Origin of the sequence: Rhodopirellula halodulae (assembly GCF_020966775.1) — a bacterium.
GTDB classification, from domain to species: Bacteria; Planctomycetota; Planctomycetia; order Pirellulales; family Pirellulaceae; genus Rhodopirellula; species Rhodopirellula halodulae.
The window spans coordinates 23594-42633 of the sequence record NZ_JAJKFV010000014.1; the positions used below are offsets into that span (position 1 = coordinate 23594).

A 19040-nucleotide genomic window follows, 5' to 3' on the forward strand; every position below is an offset into this window, starting at 1 on the left:
AATTGCGAATCGAGTTGTTGAGAGCTACCAAAGGATTGTCAGCTCACAATGAAAACGTCTTGTCATTCACAACGAAGGAATGGTTGGGCCCGAGGATCCGCCTCCCGGTCGCGTCATCATTCGCGGTGCCGCCGGTCGTGGTGCAGGCCGAGGCATCACCCGAGTTTGGATGTCGATTCCGACTCCCTTGTCCAATTCCCAATTGGCCAAGTCCGCCCAAGGTGTTTGCCGATGTTCGTAAGCACAGCGTTGCAAAAACTCGTTGGCTCGTTCGGCCAATGCCGCTCCCTCAGAAGTGTGCAAGCGAGCCGATGGTAAGAAGAGCATGAAGTTCGTGTCAGACTGGATTGTTTGCGGGGCGCGTTCGCACGCCGCGAGGTATTCGTAGTACCTCGCCAACACAGCCAACATCCGGCCGCGTGACAACAAATACGCCGCCCGCCATCGAGGTGATTCTTCCTCGTCCAGGAGTGATTGCCAGTCCTGAGTTTGTGACTTGTCCAGCCATTGCTCGGTCGCTTGCATGGCTTTCTCACACCGAGTTTTCTCACGTCGAAGCAAGTTTTCCGATTGGGAACGAAAGGCACTGGGCGTGAGATAAAGTGCTGTGAACTGAGTCGGGTTCAACGCCGCTCGTTTTCCCACGAACAACATCTGCGGTGGAGCCAACAGCTCCTTTTCATTCATGCTCCATTCTGCCGTTTGAACCACGAACTGACGCAGCGGACTGTATCGCATGGCATCCTGAACCGCCGCGACGGATTGATAGCTCGGCAAATATTCATGCAGCCGATCGACGTCGTAGCGATCATCCACGCCGTCGTCATACAACGTGAACGTGCCTCCGGTTTGCAATGCCAATCGAGTGAGCGCATATGGGCCAAACCCCGACAACACCCTTTCGCGATAAGCCGTGCCGTACCAAGGCAACGCCGCCACCGGTTGCACCTTGGCGTTTTTCAGAGGCACCTCCGCTTCATGCCAGTACGGCAAGAAAATCCTTTGCGGCACCGCTGATTCGGGGCCGCGGTCCACGGTCAAAAAGAACTCACCACCTCGTCCCGGTGCCGTCCATCGCTGCAAACCCTTTTGCATCCCCATCACCGCGGTCGGTCCCAGCACATGCACCACCGCGTTGGCTTTCTTGCATTGGTCGATGGTCCGTTCGAGTTTGGCCACGTCGTCACCCGACTCGTCCGTCAACAGAACGATCATCAATCGTTCTTTTCGGTTCCGGCCGTACCGGTAATGTTCAATGACCTGTTCCACGGCGGTCATCGTGTTCTCCACCCCGCTCGTGTCGACGGGAACTCGGGTCATCGCATCGATCGCACTCACGCCAATCAACGATGGCGGCGAGACTTCGCGGTTCGCACGACCAAATGCGACCACGCTGCTGAACAAACGATGTCGATCGACTTGCTTGGACGATTCCGGTCGCGTCAACGCACCGATCTCGTCGTAGAACATCCGAATCCGCTGCGCCATCCGATCTCGGTTCAGCTGCAAACTGATCGAAGCATCCAGCAACCACACCACCAATGTGTCGCCTTGTGACAGTTCACCTCGAATCGCATTTTCAACCGCTTGCGTCGCTGATTCGATTCCATCCGCCGCACCGATCTGCTCGGTGGTGGACTCGCTGCGTTCCGTCGTGACCTCGCCTCCCGTTTTCGCCATCCACTTTCGGATCGATGCCAAACGGGTCGAGTTGTCTTGTTTCAGTTCCTCGACCGACGAATCCGCGAGTGTTTCTGCTGCGTTGATCCACTCGGGAGTTGCCAACGTGACCAATGCAGTCTCCGCCGACGTGTCGACGGGTTGCTCCTCCAGAGGCATCTCACCCATCTCCGGCAACTCAATCGCCGAAGTCGGCATGAGTGAGAAGCTCGAATCCTCGTCGCTCATCTCCGCGAAATTCGCGGTGATGACTTGCCCGCGTTGCTCCATCCAATCGGGAAAGACCCACAGCCCCATCACCAGCAACAACGCCGTGTGAACGATCATCGAAATCAGCCAAGGATGATCTTTCAGATGGTCTCGAATCTCTTCCCGAATGGAATTCATCAATCAATCGCCCGCAGAGGAAACTGCTCACTGGGAACATGCTGCTGTTCCGCAATGGCAAGAATTCGATTCATCACGTCAGGATGTTGCTGGCTGACGTCGGTGGTCTCCGCCCGATCATTTGCCAGATCGTACAACGCAAACGCCGGTGGTCCGGTGGTATTCTTCTTTGGGCGTCGAGCCAGCCCTTTGCGGATGGCTTTCCACTGCCCCATCCGAATCGCTTGCTGTCCGGAATAACCAGGCGATTCCCAGTAGAGAAAATCGTGTGTCGGCTGGTTCGATTCTCCCTGCAACAGCGGCAAAAAGGAAATCCCGTCAATTGTTGCCGGATCCACTTCTACGCCAGCCGCGTCCGCCAGCGTCGGCAGGAAGTCCCACCAAGCACCGACCCAATCCGATGTTCTGCCCGCGGGCACCACGCCGGTTTGACGAGCAATCAATGGCACGCGAATGCCACCTTCATCCAATTGCCCTTTCAAGCCTTTCAGTCCATCGGCGGATTCGAAGTAGTCGCTATCAGAACCGCCCAAACGGTTGTAGGTCGGACCGTTGTCAGACGTGAATAGGATCAAGGTGTTTTCGCCCAGTCCCAGCGAATCGATCAAGTCAACCACTTGCCCGATTCCCGTGTCCATCCGAGTGACCATCGCGGCGTAACCGGCACGTGGACGTGGATGTTCCAGGTAACCTCGGTGCGTGTATTCCTCTTCTTCAATCACGCCGTCGTACGCGTTCAAGTCTTCGTTGGGCACCTGAATCGAAAGGTGAGGCACGGCGAATGGCAAATACGCAAAGAACGGTTTGGAAGGATCGTCGGAAACACTCTGACGAATGAACGCACAGGCTTCGTCAACAAATTGGTCCTGCGAATACGTTTCACCGTGCAGCGTTCGATCGTTGCCGGGCTGGACTTCCTTCACACGATTTCGCCACAGAAACTTGGGGTAGTGATTGTGTGCGTGGCGTTGGCAGTTGAAACCGTAAAACAAATCAAACCCTTGCGAGTTCGGATCACCAGTCGTGCCGAAGTGCCCCAGCCCCCACTTGCCGAACGCGCCGGTGCGATACCCAGCCGATTTGAGATATTCCGCAATCGTGACCTCGTCAGTTGGCAACGGAAACTGCCCCGGAAACTCCAGTTGCAATTCTTCGCGGATCGCGGGATCGATCTTGGGGTCACCATTGTCGCGAACGTGTGCGTGGCCCGGATGCTTGCCCGTCATCAAACAACAACGGCTGGGCGCGCAAACCGCGTTGCCGGAATAGAAGTTGGTCAGCTTAATGCCTTCCGCCGCCAACTGATCCAAACGAGGCGTCCGTATCTTCTCTTGTCCGTAGCACCCCAGTTCTCCGTAACCCAAATCATCCGCGACGATCAACACGATGTTGGGCGGTGTTGTCTCCTGCGCGTTCAACGGATTCGACACCACAACGCTCGACAAGATCAACGCCATACAGGCGAGCAGCCCAACCATTCGTTCGGGTTGAATTGGCGATAGGACTCGAAAAGGTTTCCAAGCCAAGCAGAAAATTGGTGACGGCATAGGTAGAGCTGAAATCATGTTGTTCTAGGTCACGACGCAAAGGGATCTCCGCAGCAGCGTCTCGCTTTTCGCGGTCCCCACAATCCGATCAGTTTCCCCGCCCCGAAACGCCGCGTCAAATCCGAAGCTCACTCGCACCCCATAAGCGGCCGGAACGGGAATTTCCTTCCCGCACCGTCACTCAAATCCCGTTGTCGAGATGAGCCCCGTGAAAAATCAGACCCGAGAGGGCAGGTTCCGATCAGCTTTCTAATTAGCTTGCAGATATTGGTGACTGGCGCCATCCGGCTTGGCACCTCATTCGGATTGAAGATCGCAATTGCCGCGATTACTCGCCAGCTTGCCTCCGTGACGAGACGCAATCGCCAGAGAACTGTGGTTCTCAACCGGAGCCGCAACGGACTTTTGGCAATGCGCTGAAAACGATGGTTGACTTAATCGCAAGCCAGCCCTACTTTTGAGCGTGAGAGATCTGTGGCGGAAGTCTCGCTAGCCAGTCGGTAAGACCAAACAAGTGTTTCCATTACCTGTTTGCGAGGGGGGCCGCGGTGTCCGTCAGATTGTTCATTGGCGTGTTCATGCTTTGCGTGGACACTGGAACTCCCGCATTCGCCCAAGAGGTGAAGCGGTTGAAGCTCAGTTCGTCCAAGATCACAAATAGCTACACGATCGATTGCGGCAGAGTCCCCGCGTCGGACACCACGCAGATCTCGGTTGATGTGGTGAATGACACAGACGAAGTCGATCACTTCGACGGGCTCATTCTCAACTCTGACTATGTCGACGCGAAGTTTAATGACGGCCCGTTGTTACCTGGTCAAACCAGGCGTCTGACCATTGCGTTGAAGCCTCAAAAGCAACTCAGGCGGGGAAAGGGAGCGGCCCACGTGTCCTTCAAACGGCCTGGTGCAGGCAAAAGCAACCTCAGGCTCACCCTGACTTACGCAGTCGCTGACCACTTCTCGTTCGACAGTCCGTTTGCTTCCTTGCAATACGATCGCAAGACAGGACCCACCAAATTCACGCTCCCCGTATTTGTTGACCCGGCTTTCGACCATGACTTGCTGGAAGTTGGCTGTAACAACAAACGTGTAAAAGCCGCGTTTGGGGATTTCGATGGCTCTGGTTTTGGCCAAATTCAATTGGACGTCCCGCCCAATTTCAGTGAGTGCTTCGCGGTAATATCCATGCGGCATCCATCAACCGGCATTCAAGCAGAATGCAAGGTGCTCATCCGGCCCACGCAACACCTAAAACTTGCACCGGCAAGGTTGCTATTCAAGACCAGCGAGGATGGATCGCTCGCAGCCTCATTGACTGTCATTCGGATTGTCGGTGACGAAAACGCGACTGCCCCGCTTGAAACAGGCAGTTCCCAGAGCAAGCCGATCGTGGAATGGACCTTGGAAGGGCGAACCAGGTTCGGCGAGGTGCTTGATGTTTCCAAATCACTGTGCCGTGTCTCTATCAAGATCCCTGTAGCAACCCGGGAAAAACTAAAACTTCTTTCGACTAGAGAAAGCAACCCAGAAGCAAAGACACGGAAAATTCACGTGTCGGTTCGGTGGGGTGAATACTCGGTAAAGGAGGATTTGCCGTTTAAGATCTTCGAAGAATCAATCTGAAACTTGGAAGGCAGCAACGCGAACACGGAGTTTTTGAGTCTTCACGTTGAATGTCTACGCATGCTCTCCCGTCACCAACACGGGGCGATCGAGTCGCACTTAGCGATGGCCCCCAAGGGCTTGCCCGAGCATCCTTCAGTTGATCACCGGACAATCTCTCAAGGCTCTTGATACGAGAACCGTCCTGCAAACTTTTGTTGTCACGAATACGCAAACAAAAATGTCTAAAAGCCTCCGCGACCATCAGCGTCCCTCGATCCCTTTCCTACGGTGGATGCAATGCTTGGTGCCTGGCACTTTGCTAATAGTCGGGACGACTATCGGGACCGCACAAGAAACGTCGCTGGGATCCGGCGAGCACTATTTCCAGGCGCATTATGCTGCCATGGCGGAGATTCGTGACTACGACGTCTTGTACAGCGGATTCACTGATAGGTCGCCGGAGACTGGTGACTCCTACTTTCTGGAGATGCAAGGGCGGAGTGTGGCGAGCGAAGACGACAACATGGTGGTTGGGCTGAAGAAGTACGAGCGCACAAGTGGTCCGCGCACTTCGGAGGCACTTGCCAAAGATTCGCCGCAGAGTGTCAACAGTATGGAAGTCTATTCAGGACGCCTGATTGGCAGTGACCTTGTCACTCGGAAGTTCCCGGGAGGGATGCGTCGAGCCAAGTTTCCAAAAGAAATTTCACCCTACTACTTCCATAGGATGGAAGGACTCCCAGCGTTTCCCCTGTTCGGCACGGTCACCTTTCCACTTTTCATGGACCCCGCAGGAAAAGTCTTTGAAAGAATTAAAGCGGAGCGAACCAGTCCAACAGCAAACCAACAACTGGTTCGCGAGACTGCCGATGAAGCGGTTGTTCGCATTGAGGTGGAAAAGCCAGTTGGAAAAAAACGCAGGATCTTTTTCTACTTCGATCCGGCGACTCTTCTGGTCGTTGGCGAGAGGGTGTCTCTACTGGAAGGAACGTCTTGGAACCCGATTTTCAAAGCCGAGTACACCTACACGAAATACGATGGATTGTATGTCCCTGAATCGATGAGAGCGGTGACGTTTCGGACTCGTGGTGGCCAAGAGATTATTGAGCGACATACCGAGGTCACGTATGTGTGGAAGGAGCTTGGACGCGAGCGTGCGAAGCAATGGCGAATGGCAGATCTTTGGCGAATCGATCATCTGAATAAGTTAATCGAAGGCGAGGATGTCTCCTCGATCGTCGCCGAAGGGGCAGGAGACAACTAACTCGGGGCTTGATGATGCGATCTATGGTCGAGCCGTCCGTTCGTTGCCAAGAACCAAACTCGAATCGTCAAAATTGGGTCATTTGTCGATCGGGTTGCCGAGCTCCATGGTCAACTCCTTGATTCTTTCGGACACGATTGCGAAGTGGTTCTGATCCGACAGCCGTTCTGAATCTTTCAGCTTTGCGTTCTGCTCGGCCGCCTTTTCAATGTATTCGCGGCACCTGCGGCGATTGCCCAACGCAAGATGACTTGCGGCGGCGTCCAACATCACCCAGCTCGACAAGTCAGCATTCAGGTGTTCTTCGAAGAGTGGAATTGCGTTCTCGTGCGAACCGTTACGCTGAAACTCACGAGCCAGGAGGACGGTGGCGGTCAACCACTTGTCTGATCCGTGCTCGACTTGATCGCGATATCTTCGCCAAGCCTCAATCGAGACGGATACCGGGTCACGTCCATGAAGCATCTGGGCTTTCCAGTAAAGCAGGCGGAGTCGCTTTTCTTGATCGTTTCCAGCATCCGCAATTCGCTTGTCATAGTGCTTGATCGCTTCGTCGACTCGATCTAGTCGAAAGAGGTTGTATGACTCCCGATCAAGGAATCTTTCGCGGTATTGTTCCGCGATTCCGTCTTCCGACAAAAGGCGACGACTATTGCTCAGGGCTTCTTCGTACCGATCATCCCATTCGAGATAGGTTTGCTTTGCGGCTTCCAGTCTCCATCGAATTGAATCGCTCGATGTGGCGGGCAGGCAGCGGTCGATATAACTGATGGCACCCGACCAATCTTTTGTGGCATTGAATTCTTGCAGGCGTTCAAACATGGCTTCGCCTTCCGCCCAGTTGTCCCGTCTGTCTTTGAGGGCAATGTACTTCTTCGCCGTTGGGTCTGTCTCGTCGATTGAAGAAAGTACCTCATCGATCGCCGGGGCATAGAACTTCAGGAGAGGGTCGTCACCTCGTTCGCTAATTTCTCCAAGCATCGGTGAGATAGCTTCGAGGGCTTCGTCGAGCAACCGTGCTCTTTCCGTCCCCGATGTACTATCTGCTGTCTTCAACAGTTCGCGAAATCGCGTTCTCACACGCTCAGCAGAGGTCAAAAGCTCGATGTAGGCATCTGGCCCCGATCCAACTTCGTATCCAGTGAGGTAACCGTATGGACGGCCGTCCGCGTCAGCCAGCACGACTGTCGGAACAGCGGAGGCAAGGTAGTGACTTCTCAGCTCCATCAGCTTCTTTTCGCGTCGTTCTTCGCCGGGGCCATCGCCAAAGTTGTAGTCGAGTTCAATGAGTTTGTACTTTCCCTCCGTGAACTCAATGAACTGCTCCGTCCGGAAGACTTCCCGTTCGAGGACATCGCACGCATGACACCACCCGTGCCCCGTGAACAAGACAAACATGGACTGCCCGCTTGCTGTTGCCTCCGCCTTCGCAGCATCGAAATCACGACTCCAGTTCGGTCCTTCTGCAGATCCTCGACCGCACATCAGGAGTGAAACACAAGCCAGTGTCAGTACTTGCCCCAGTCTCATCATTCATCCTCAACAGCAACGGAACGGAAGTTTCAGAATAGCACAGTTGGTGCTTCACCGAATGAAAGACGAGTATGGCCACTCAAAGTGGTGTTTGCAGACAGGCGGTCTGTGCAGACAGTGCCTACACCAAATGTGGATTGTCAGTTTGGGTTGGCGAAAGATGAGAACCAGAGATGCGAGACCAGTAAATTTCACAAAAACGCTGGCATATAACGCATGCCAATCGCGGCTGAGAAAGCAGCAAATCCACTGGCCGAGTGGCGGCCGTCGCCAAACAGCTCCTCAACTGCGGTCGATTGCGATGCTGAAAATTTTGGCGAATTTTTATCGAGCTCGTTAACGAGGGTGGATCGCAGCAATTGATACAAAGACGAAGTTGTCTGTGGTCAACAATGAAGCGTGCATCGAATCCCTCACTACGGGAGGCTTCTCTATCTCTCTCTGTCCATCACCCAACCGTCGCTTCATGGTTTTACCCCGAACGATTGCCGTCCAGATCACCGTTGTCTTGCTTTCGCTTGGCTCAGCTCATGCTCAATCCGGATCAGCAGTTGGCTCCGGTGGGTCGGAGTCCCAAACCCCGAAACAAACCTCGCAAAGCTTTCGCTTCACTTTTCAAGACGCACCCTGGCCGGATGTGCTGGCTCAATTTGCGGAGTGGTCGGGGCTGACGTTGGATCTGACCGACACACCACCGGGCGACTTCAGCTACTACGACAATCGATCGCACTCCACGAAGGAAGCGATCGACATCCTCAACGGGTATTTGCTGCCGCGGGGCCATGTGCTGTTACAACGAGACCAATTTCTGGTTTGTCTGAAAACGGACAATCCGATGCTCGCCAATCTGATTCCAACGATATCGGTCGAACAGCTCGATCAATACGGCGAGAACAACTTGCTAAGGGTGATTGTTCCACTGGAGAAAATCGATGCAGAAACCGCCGCCGAAGAAGTTCGCGGTGTTTTGGGGCCATTCGGTGAAGCGACCGCATTGGAATCTTCTCGTTCGGTTGTGCTGCAAGGTTTCGGCAGCGGGCTTCGGCAATCTCTCGATATCCTTCGCATCAGTCGCCCTCCGGTAACCGACGACAAATTGGAATTTCGCTCCTACGAGATCGTCCATTTGCCTGTCGCTGATGCCGAAAAGCAGGTCCGTAATCTTTTCGGCGTGAAAGGTCCAGCCATGGCTCGCAACGTGAGCGGTGCACGATCGGAAATTGAACGCTCCCGTTACTACCGAGAACGCGGCGGACGAGGAGGTCGCGACGACGAAAACCAGTCGGCACCTCCAATTCCGTTGTTAGAAAAGGTGGCGATGAACATGCAAATTTCTTCGTTGGATCGCACCAACACACTTTTGGTCACCGCGACCCCAGAAGGCTTGGCTCTGGTCGAAGAAGTCTTGCAGTCCATCGACGTGCCAAACGGCCAAACGGGACGAGATTGGGCAGCTAGCTCCGAGCCGGACCTGCGAGTCTACGGGATGATCTCCGCAAACGAGGGCGAGGTTGCCAAAACCATTGACGTGTTGATGCCTGGAGTGATCGTCAATGAGGACAGCCGTCAAGACACCATCCATGTGTATGGAACCGACGAACAGCACCAGGAAGTCGAACGTTTGATTCGCATATTGGATATTAACGAAGGCGGAAGCCGAACCGTCGAAGTGATACCACTGCGTCGTTCTAATCCATCCGCTGCGGCGAACTTTTTGAATGAGCTTTTTGCAAATGCAGATCGTGACGAGCGACCATCCATTCAAGCCGAATTAGCCAGCCGAAGCATCATCGTGCGAGGCACGGAGAATCAAGTGGAAGAGGTGCGGGCTGCACTGATGAAGCTCGGTGAGTCGGGCCGCGCCGGATCAATTGCAGGTCGAGGCCCCGGTATTCGACGCGTCCAGGTTGGCAGCAGCAACGCTCGAAGTATCGCAGAAGCCGCCCGCCAAGTCTTCTCCGATGGTCCAAGCAATCAGCCGCAAATTCGGATCGTGGTCCCTGGGCAACACTCCCCCGATCGCGATCCTGCAACATCGGATCCACCGGAGCAGAGCACCGATGAATGGTCCATGCCCAACCGAGATATGTTGCATCGCAGCATTCCAGCGGAAACTGCCCCGCAGACATCCGGTTCGCTCGGACACGAAACCGCGTACGAACAGTCCCGCGATGCAGACACTCTTATCGGAACCACTTCCGTTGCTCTGCCTTCGAGCAACGAAAAACGATCCAAGGTCCAGGTAATCGTCGATGGCGATGAACTGATCATCTCGTCAGGAGACCCCGGTGCTCTCCAGGCTGTCGAAGGCACCATTCGCGAACTCGCGCGACAAATGCCAGCTCGCAAAACCTGGACTGTTTTCTACCTGCGAGTGGCGGAGGCTTCCAAGGCAGCCACGCAACTGACCGACCTGATCTACGAACCGAATTCCGCTGGTTTGACATCGGGCGTTTTCTTAGCCGACACCAGTTCGGATTCGATTCGCATCGTGCCCGACAAACGTACAAATTCGCTGTTAATCAACGGCACTGCCGAGCAATTGGTTTCAGTGGAACGATTTCTAGAGATCATTGACGCCACGGAGGTCCCCGGATCGTTCATTGATCGGAAACCACACGCCATCAAAGTCGAATATGCAAACGTCAATGAAATCGCAGAGCTGATCCGCACGCTCTACAAAGATTACCTCGTCGACCCTGCCGCAGAACGGGCTCGTGCTGCACGATCATCTCGTCGTGGTCGAGACAACGATGACGATGATGATGACCGTCGCGAAAGAGACGAGCGTCCTGTCGTCTCGTCAGACCAAAATGACTCACCGGGCATTCGCCTCACACTCGCTGTGGACGAACAAACCCAAGAGATTCTGGTGGCATGCAATGACCAGCTTTTTGAAGAGATTCAATCGGTTGTGAAAGAACGTGATTTGGCCGCGAGCCAGAATCAGCCGGTCGTGCAAACGATCGATCTTCCGCCAGGCACCGAAGCGGAGGTCCTTCGTGCGTTGCAAATTATTGGCGCAGATGTGACCACCACCGATGCCTCCTCAACGGACCTGTTCTCCAGACGAACTACCAACGACCGCTCTGGGCGACGAGATGATGAACGACGTCGCGAACGATGAAGCCGCCCGGCAATTTGAAACAGGCTCGGTCGCAAAATCACAATCATGTCGCATGACATTGCAGTTTTGAATACAACAAAGTTCGACCCGTTCGAACGGGCGAAATACTTCACTCAGCCAACTTCATGGGCGTGTTGTCTCGTTGCCGGACGATCGCATCGATCGCTTCTTGGTCCACTTGATTGTCGGAACCGATCATCAACGCTGGTCTGGCAGGATGCGCCCGTTCTTTCCAGAGCTGAAGGATGGATTGAATCGATTTCTGACGCTCCGTGTCGCTTCCCAGCGGATCCAACTCTTGGCTTACATCATGCGGAAACGATTGCAGCGAACGTCGGGCGATCATTCGAACGGCGAGGTAAGGATCATCCATTGCACGGGCGAGGTAAAGCGTTTGCCAGTCATCACCAGACACCATCTGCGCGTCGGACCAACCCATCGCCCAAGCCGCCATTGCACGATTGGCCGCATTGCCTTTCAGCAACCATAGAACCGATGCGGCAGTTTCCGACTGTTGGGCATCCAGCTTTGGCGGCTCGATCAAATACCACTCGTCGAGATGCTTCGCAGTCCACTGCAACGTCTTGTCCAAATGGCACTGATTGCACGCATTGGGGCGGTCCGCCGCCAGTTCCAATTTCAGATTGGGACTGGTGATGCTGTGATTGCGAATGGACTTCAGCAACCCATACGCGGTGTGGGGCATGTGACAGTTGTAACAACTGGAACCCGCCGAGTCCGCCGCGTGGTGAGTGTGCGACGAGGCATATTGCTGCGCGTCGTGGCACTGCGTGCAAGCATCGTTGCCAAGGGCCATCGGCTTTAACTGGTCATTTGCCCATTCTTCGGAGGGACGATCATCATCCGAAGATTGATGCAGTTGATGGCACGACATACATCCCATCTCGCCATTCAGGAAACACTCGGACTGTTCCATCGACGTGTACTCTCGTCCAGCCACCCGCAGGACACCGTCGGCGTAGAAAGTTCCTCGGTTGGTTTTTATGACTCGATCACGAAGCTCTTCGTTTTGGAGCAACTCTTGCATTTCAGGACTGTGCAGCTGCCAGATGTCATGCGACTCTCGCAGGTCTTCTCCAGGCAGAAAGCCATGCCCTTCCACATTGATCTGATCTGGATCGCCTTTGAGCGTTAGCACCGAATGACATTGGCCACAAACTTGAGAGGAACGGACGTGCGAAAGATTGTCGGGGTTCACGATCGGGTCGCGTGAATCGTCCGCAGCCACATTGGAACCACTAGTCGTCCCTCGATGAAACGCGATGTGCGGTTCGCCGGGGCCGTGACAGGCTTCGCAACTGATCCCAAATTCTGCGGTTCGCGTATCGAACTCGCCAAATGACATTTCTCGAACTTGTGGATGGGTCGAGTGACATTTGCTGCATCCAGAATTCCACCGACCAATCTCGTGCGACGCTTCCTCTTCGGGAGGTTGCAGGAACGCGGCCGAACGTGGGATCCATTCCTCCGTCTCCTTCAAAAACACAAACGGCAGAATCCCCAAGGTTCGTCGCAAACCGATTGGGAACCAATACGCCTGCATGTGATGAGACCCCGTCGACATGACGATGGGACGATTGACCCACTGTGATGCCTCGGGTGTTCCCTCGATCGCCGTTGGTTCCAACATCCCGGCCCAGCAGACACCGTCGACTTCTCGCAGGTGGAACTCCTGTCCATTGTGCGAGAGCTTGACGTCGTTGAAGTCACCCAGCACGGTTTCGGGCTGAACGACTTGGGTCATCGTTCGGTGATAGGACGCAAACCAAGTCGCATGGTTATTCGGATGGCATTCCAAACACGCGTCAGATGCAACGTACCCTCGGTCAGCGACCTCAATTGGGCGAAATGCTGTCAATTGGGCCTTCGGCGTTGGTTCGGGTTTCGGAGACGCGTCGGGTTGCTGCCGCGGAGGCTCAACCGTTTGTTGCTGGCGTGTCAAAGGCTCCGCTGACGGTGGCAAAGCCATCGCCACCACACCAACAACAACGACGGGCACCAGCATCGCGATCGCAACCGACCGTTTGACCCACCAAACGAGGCCTCCGCCTACCAAACCGACGCATAGACTGAAAAGAATGACCGATGAGTTCATGCGGAAATTCTAACAAATCGAAACCTGCTTCCGCACGAGAAATTCAGCGTGTCAGTCGAAGGTGACTTCGATCTTTTTCAGATTCGGTTGAGATGCGTTTTCCGTGGTGTCTTCCAGTTTTACCTCGAATTGAAAACCGTATCCCGGTGGCAGGGACGCCAGGCCGAGTTCGGCGGGAATCCGCTGCACTTGCTTTGAAAAGCCAGGAACGTAGTCATACGTTTCGTGGATCTCGGTCCACGCGGTCCATTCGTCAATCGATTGGTCGTTGTCCACATCCACGCCCATGCGAACTTGGACGCTTTCGACCCACGGACCGTCACTGACGAAGTCCAGAGGTTGCTGAGTCGCCAAATAAAAACGGCCCTCTGCAAACATCACATCGGGGTCCGGGTGACCTTTGCCGATGTTCCCGCACCAAGTGAATGGCTGGTCGATGCCTTCAGAAGTGAACCATCCAGCACTCATCGATTTGCTGTCGGCGGGGTCAAAGTCACAGAACAGATAGTACTGGCCACCGATGCTGATGCCTGCCCAATCTCCGTAGGCGTTTTGCTCGGGTTCATGAATTTCAAACTCGGCAACGTTGGTCTTGAAACGCTCCGGATTTTCTTTGACCCAGTGTGGATGTTTGTAGGTGCCGGTTTCCCCCGTCTCCGTCGTGCGTTCATCCACGGGTGGTGGCATGACCTTGAAATCCTGTAGGCCATCCGGGCTGACCGCGTGCACGGCCAATGGAGAATCCCAAGCGTGTGTTTGAGCGTTGATGGGTGACCAGTCCTCCAGGATCAAATGAAACTTGCCGTCCAAGTCGCGAATGATGGCGCAGTCCGATCCATGCGACGGGTCGTCGTACGCCATGCCGCGATTGATCCCCGGTTTGCCATCGAACAAATTCTCGTCGACATACACGTGAGGATCTTGATCGTTGGGAAAGTCGTAATAGAAGTAGGCTTTGCCGTCGGCGTACTCCGCCGTCGTCATCCATTTCGCGAAGGATTCCGTGATGGGGCCGTGGTGCACCCAATGCTTCATGTCAGTGCTCTGCCAAGCGTGGTAGCCACCCAAGCGTTTTTGCAGCCCTCCCGGCGCATCGTATTGATTCGCAAAACGAGTCGTTTGCAGCGGCATGTCAAAGCCGTCGAGCTTGACCGACTCGGGCTGAAACGCTTTGTTTTTCTGCTTGCCTTTCCCGCCTCCGTAACGACCGAACATCCAATAATTGTTGGGTCCCAAACAAAGCATCACGGGTGCATCCCCCAAATTACTGGGCCCCAAATTTTCAATCGGCTCCCAATTCAACCATTCATCGGATTGTCTGACCACCAGCGACTTGGCCGATCGTTTTTGATCGAACGTTTTCAGTTTGCTTTTGAGTGACGCTGTCGTTTCGGTCGGCTTGGCGGTTCCATCCTCCAAGGCGATGTTCTGGCTCGATTCGATGTCCGACGACCAATGCTGGCCATCAATGGTCCAGGTTTCTGACGCCAAACAGTAGGACTGCAGCAACCCGACAGATAAACCGGACAACAAGCAAAGCCAAGTGGTAAAGAAAGGCGTCATCTTCATGGGGACAAATTCTCGTGAGAGGGATGAACGAGCCGTTCGGTTTTTCACGAACCAGCGGACTGTGTCACGTTTTCCTGGCCGAGGTCCTTCACCTCGCCTTGGCTGGTGATCGTGTTGTGTCGCGAAAGCGGCCCGAGCACGACTGGATGGGACGTTTGATTCTGCAGATCGATTTCGGATGCTTCGTAAGTGTGCGGCCCGAGCTTTTCAAAATGGGATTCGTGGCCTTTGGGTACGGCCGGGTAGTCGACGCTTAAGAAATCGAAACGCTGCGAGTAACCCACCACGATCGGTCGTGATGTTTCGCGAGTCGCCGTGTCAGACCAAAGGCGAATTTTGTGACGTTTGCCTTTGATCGCGGCCAATGGGTGATCGCCCAACGAATGCGGTGCCGGCAGAACCTGCAAATCGATTTGTTGTTCGCGGTGCGAATCCGAGTGGACGTACAACAGTGGCCCGTAGGCGGCATTGCCACTGCAATTTTCCAACACACCGCGACTGGGCAGAGAGTATCCCTGGATCACACAATCCAGCACTTGGCAATCGCGCACGATCGCTTTCTTTGCCATGTACAGCTTGATACCGCCGCGGGTTTTCTGCACACGGCAATTCTCGACAATCATTTCGCCCGCACCCTTGTAGGCGCGAATGCCATCTTCCGTGCAATTGATCATGTGATCTCGTGGAATCGGCAAACCACGAACATCCTCGGGCCATTGCAGTTGATAACCATGTCGTTTCGCGAGATCGTCGCGATCCTTCTCGGCATACAACTCATTGCTACGGCGGACGGTTCCCTCGACGTGGGTATGACGCACCGTTGTTCGGTTGCCTCGTAGCGTGTAGATCGCGTGCCCGAAGGCTTCCATCTTCACGTCGCAACTATCGATCACGGTGTCATCACCACGGATTTGGATGCCGCAATGCTTTCGCAATCGAACGACACTGCCGCCACCGATGCCGTACATGTTGCCGTGGCCATAGGGGTACGATCCACGAATGATCAACTTCATGCCGATCAGCGAGTTGCCGCTTCCTCGGATCACGAATTCGTTCATCTTTCCGAATTTGTGATTCCGGTTGTAGCTCGCATAATCGATGGGCTGATCGACGTCAGGTGGGTATTCGTCGACCACCGTGCCGCCACGGACCGTGTTGTTGTTTCCGTTCACGCGGAACACGTCGCGTCCCGATGCTGACTCCAAAGCAACGTGAATCGTGACACCGGTCAAATCCAATTCATTGCCACTGCCCGACATGTCCACCCCGTATCGATCGCGAATCCAATAGTCGCCGGGCTTCATGATGATTTGCTGCGAATCCCGCTGGACGCATTCGCGAAGCGATGAAATCGAATCGACATGCACGACGGGACGCGGCGTTCGGGTTGATGCGGGCTCCAAACTGTGCACACGGAAATTGGAGTAAACGTGATGCGACTTGACCATTCGGAACCCGAAGTAGCCCTGCTTTTTCACTGGGAACGCTTCCGTTGAGTACTCCGACTCGGTGTCCACGATGGTTCCCGAATCGTCACGCGACTCGAGCGTTACCGAATCACCATGTTGAAATTGGTAAACCAACTTTCCATCGATCACGTACTGAACCAAATCGTCGTAGGCGACCAACTGAACCGACATCGTGCGATCTGGTTGAATCAGGTAGGCCCGCTGTTGGTCCTGCGATTTCAGAGCGACATGCGGTACCGAGCGACCATCGCGTGTCCGCGGGTATCGCCGCATCCGCGTCGTCTTATTTCCGCGACCACCGCTGCTCGCGTAGAAGCCTTCAATGCGATCGTAGTCGGTGAATTTGCCAGAATAACGCTGAGAATCGAACAGGCTCTTGGCAGGAGCGTGTGGATCCGTCGCCATCCAAAACTGATTCAGATCCCTTGGTTCGACGCCTGGGATCTCAGGCGAATGGGATGGGCAAACGACGTCGTAGCAAATGGCGATTCGGTTGGGCAATGGTTTGCGAAACCAAAGGGTGCAACCACGTCCGGGCAACAAGCAATTCAACTCGCCATGTTCGGCGCGAACATCCGGATCCGGGAAGCCGTCCTTCGGCTCGATCTGCACCTCCCATTGGTCCAAATTCTCGAACGGGTCTTGAGCGATCACGTCGCCAATTTCGAATCGCCCCAATGCGTGTCCACGAAGCACTGGATCTCCTGCCGCCGTTACTTGTGCGAAGAAAGACGCGGATATGAGCCAGCAAAGTAGCGTCGCTTTCAAGTTGCAGAGTTCTTTTTGCTCAGGTCCTAGTCGGATCATGGTGTGGCTCCACCCGGCACCAACCATTTCAAGAGACGGAACTCAGGTGGCTTTCCTTTCCAAGTTCCACCGACGATCCGCGATGTTTGTTGATCTTTTCTGCCGGTTCGCAAACGTTCTTTCGCGGACAATCGAATTTGGCGAACGCCAAGAAAGCTTTTCAATGGTTCGCCGCCGGCGTCCTGGAATTCAGATGCTTTCAAAGTGAATGTCTGCCATCGATTGTCACCGGTGAGCTGAACCGAAGCCGCATGGTCATCAATCATCACCACGAAGTCGTTGGGCAACGCTGAACGCACCTCGAGGACCAGCTTGGCATCGTTTGGAGCCATGTAAACGATCGAGCTGGGTTTGTTGGTGGAACGAGCCCATTCTTCGGGGCGATAGGTGAACCATTCTTTTTCCCAGTCACCCTGGAAATCTTCGATCATCCGAGTCGGCCGCAGATTGGCTTGCACAGCCGCATGCTGTAGTTCGGCCGGCTCGAGCACTTGCAAAACCGACGACAAATTGAGCCGCTCGGTTTGATAGGCTCGGTAGTAGTAGCCAACACCTTCCACCGTTTTCGGCAGCCGATAAGTCACGTTGGCATAACACCACAACGACCGATTCGTATCGGCCACCGAGAAACGTCCCGTCCAAACGTTGCTGGTTTGAGAAGCAGGCGTGTGGTGCCAAAATCGGTGCACCACATCGTCTCGGTCGGCGGGTGTCTCGTTGGGCTTGCCGTTTTGGGTGTAGTAGAAGTCCACCGACTCAACGGGCAATGAACCATCGACATCAACCGTGAATATCGAGTCGCCGTTGGCTGCTCCAAGTTGGACGTCCAAGTCCGGTGTCTCGGGAAATTCGAACGATTGCTTGAGATGCTGATCAAACCACAACAACGTGGCGGCTTCGTACTTTGGTGTGTCTTGGTGGTTGTGATGTGGTGAACAAGTGACACGCCAATCATCGCTTGCGATTTCCTGCAACGCCTTCGGCAGATCACCCATGCGGCCATGGAAATCGTTGGCCGGGCTGAGAAAAATAATCGGACAAGCGATCCGCTTCAAACTGACATCGTCGCCCAGTGTCTTGCAGAACAGGTCGCTGTCGTTGTAGCGATCACTGATCCCGCCGCAGGAAGGTGCCGCCGCTTTGACTCGCGAATCGACGGCAGTGAGCACTGTCAGTTTGCCGCCCATGGAATGCCCATAAACACCAAGCCGCTTCGAATCGACTTCTGGCTGATGTTCCAAAAAAGTGAGTGCACGCCGAGCGGCGACCGCACACAAAAACCATCCGCTGTTGCGAGGCGATTCCACCTCATCCAACGTCCATTTAGCAGCGTCAATCTTCGGAAACTGATTCCCCGGGTTGCGTGACGGTGCGTGGTATCCATCGACGGCTCCCCAATCCGTCGTCGGTCGGTAATTGGGATCTTCAACCGCGTTGTCCCAGAACAACTTCACCTCATCCGGCGATACACGATAGTTGGTCGCGGAAATTCGGCCCGCCCAAGCGATCGACACGGTGGCGTATCCACGTTTGGCATTGGCAACGCAAGCCTTGTGGTCGGCGTATTGCCCGCCGCCGTGAATTTGCAACAAACCCGGTAAATTGCTTTGTCCTTTCGGATAGCCATAAACCGCCGCCAGCTTGGCGACTTGTCCCTTGAAGACGCCAATCCGAAATCGAACGACGCGAAGCACGACACCGTCTTCTTCCCATTCGTGCAAGACCTCGGTTTCCAACGGCTCGGAACGAGGATCGAAGCCTCGCCACATTGCATCGAAATTCGACGGAGCGTCCTCGCCAACGATCGATGGCAGCGAATCAGCGGGCTGAGCGAGACAGGTGTCACACGCGGCAACAAGAAGCCACGCGGAAATCCAAGCGATGGCTCCAAACCAAATTTTCATGTGCCGGCCATCGCATCCAGGTTGGTCAAT

The 19040-nt window shown here is 54.7% G+C and carries 10 protein-coding genes; 3 read left to right on the top strand and 7 right to left on the bottom strand.

All coding sequences use genetic code 11. The features are described from left to right. Window positions 1-66: 66 nt before the first annotated feature. Both LOC70_RS12110 and LOC70_RS12115 read right to left on the bottom strand, forming a co-directional pair. Complete coding sequence (locus LOC70_RS12110) at window positions 67-2067, bottom strand: vWA domain-containing protein (protein ID WP_230253840.1); 2001 nt, start codon at window positions 2065-2067, stop codon at window positions 67-69. Then, complete coding sequence (locus LOC70_RS12115) at window positions 2067-3545, bottom strand: arylsulfatase (protein ID WP_390889036.1); 1479 nt, start codon at window positions 3543-3545, stop codon at window positions 2067-2069. The genes LOC70_RS12110 and LOC70_RS12115 overlap by 1 nt, the downstream gene beginning before the upstream one ends. 617 nt (window positions 3546-4162) lie before the next feature. Here LOC70_RS12115 and LOC70_RS12120 point away from each other — a divergent pair. Beyond that, entirely contained in the window at window positions 4163-5239 is a 1077-nt protein-coding gene (locus LOC70_RS12120; RefSeq protein ID WP_230253842.1) for a hypothetical protein, read from the top strand. Between the two features lie 286 nt (window positions 5240-5525). Further along, window positions 5526-6485: a hypothetical protein gene (locus tag LOC70_RS12125; protein WP_230253843.1), complete on the top strand. Its 960-nt coding sequence runs from the start codon at window positions 5526-5528 to the stop codon at window positions 6483-6485. A 78-nt stretch (window positions 6486-6563) separates the two neighbouring features. Here the strand turns inward: LOC70_RS12125 and LOC70_RS12130 are convergent, their stop codons facing one another. Further along, window positions 6564-8018, bottom strand: a complete 1455-nt coding sequence (locus LOC70_RS12130; protein ID WP_315857253.1) for a thioredoxin family protein — start codon at window positions 8016-8018, stop codon at window positions 6564-6566. Window positions 8019-8484: 466 nt separating this feature from the next. Between LOC70_RS12130 and LOC70_RS12135 the strand changes: the two genes are divergently transcribed. Beyond that, complete coding sequence (locus LOC70_RS12135; protein WP_230253845.1) at window positions 8485-11145, top strand: secretin N-terminal domain-containing protein; 2661 nt, start codon at window positions 8485-8487, stop codon at window positions 11143-11145. Window positions 11146-11254: 109 nt separating this feature from the next. Here LOC70_RS12135 and LOC70_RS12140 read toward each other — a convergent pair whose 3' ends face one another. From LOC70_RS12140 to LOC70_RS12155, 4 genes are read right to left on the bottom strand one after another with little or no spacing between them, the layout of a single operon-like run. Further along, window positions 11255-13261: an ammonia-forming cytochrome c nitrite reductase subunit c552 gene (locus tag LOC70_RS12140; RefSeq protein ID WP_230253846.1), complete on the bottom strand. Its 2007-nt coding sequence runs from the start codon at window positions 13259-13261 to the stop codon at window positions 11255-11257. Window positions 13262-13312: 51 nt separating this feature from the next. Then, complete coding sequence (locus LOC70_RS12145) at window positions 13313-14830, bottom strand: hypothetical protein (RefSeq protein WP_230253847.1); 1518 nt, start codon at window positions 14828-14830, stop codon at window positions 13313-13315. Window positions 14831-14874: 44 nt separating this feature from the next. Beyond that, the gene (locus LOC70_RS12150) at window positions 14875-17106 is read right to left on the bottom strand and encodes a right-handed parallel beta-helix repeat-containing protein (protein WP_230253848.1); all 2232 of its coding nucleotides are present in this window, start codon (window positions 17104-17106) and stop codon (window positions 14875-14877) included. Beyond that, window positions 17103-19010, bottom strand: a complete 1908-nt coding sequence (locus LOC70_RS12155; protein WP_230253849.1) for a dienelactone hydrolase family protein — start codon at window positions 19008-19010, stop codon at window positions 17103-17105. The genes LOC70_RS12150 and LOC70_RS12155 overlap by 4 nt, the downstream gene beginning before the upstream one ends. Window positions 19011-19040: the final 30 nt, after the last annotated feature.

What these genes read in the sequence shown, in the direction of transcription:
- LOC70_RS12130 (WP_315857253.1), bottom strand. Translation starts at nt 8,018, where the DNA reads ATGATGAGACTGGGGCAAGTACTGACACTGGCTTGTGTTTCACTCCTG.
- LOC70_RS12140 (WP_230253846.1), bottom strand. Translation starts at nt 13,261, where the DNA reads ATGAACTCATCGGTCATTCTTTTCAGTCTATGCGTCGGTTTGGTAGGC.
- LOC70_RS12150 (WP_230253848.1), bottom strand. Translation starts at nt 17,106, where the DNA reads ATGATCCGACTAGGACCTGAGCAAAAAGAACTCTGCAACTTGAAAGCG.
- LOC70_RS12135 (WP_230253845.1), top strand. Translation starts at nt 8,485, where the DNA reads ATGGTTTTACCCCGAACGATTGCCGTCCAGATCACCGTTGTCTTGCTT.
- LOC70_RS12145 (WP_230253847.1), bottom strand. Translation starts at nt 14,830, where the DNA reads ATGAAGATGACGCCTTTCTTTACCACTTGGCTTTGCTTGTTGTCCGGT.
- LOC70_RS12155 (WP_230253849.1), bottom strand. Translation starts at nt 19,010, where the DNA reads ATGAAAATTTGGTTTGGAGCCATCGCTTGGATTTCCGCGTGGCTTCTT.
- LOC70_RS12115 (WP_390889036.1), bottom strand. Translation starts at nt 3,545, where the DNA reads ATGGTTGGGCTGCTCGCCTGTATGGCGTTGATCTTGTCGAGCGTTGTG.
- LOC70_RS12110 (WP_230253840.1), bottom strand. Translation starts at nt 2,067, where the DNA reads ATGAATTCCATTCGGGAAGAGATTCGAGACCATCTGAAAGATCATCCT.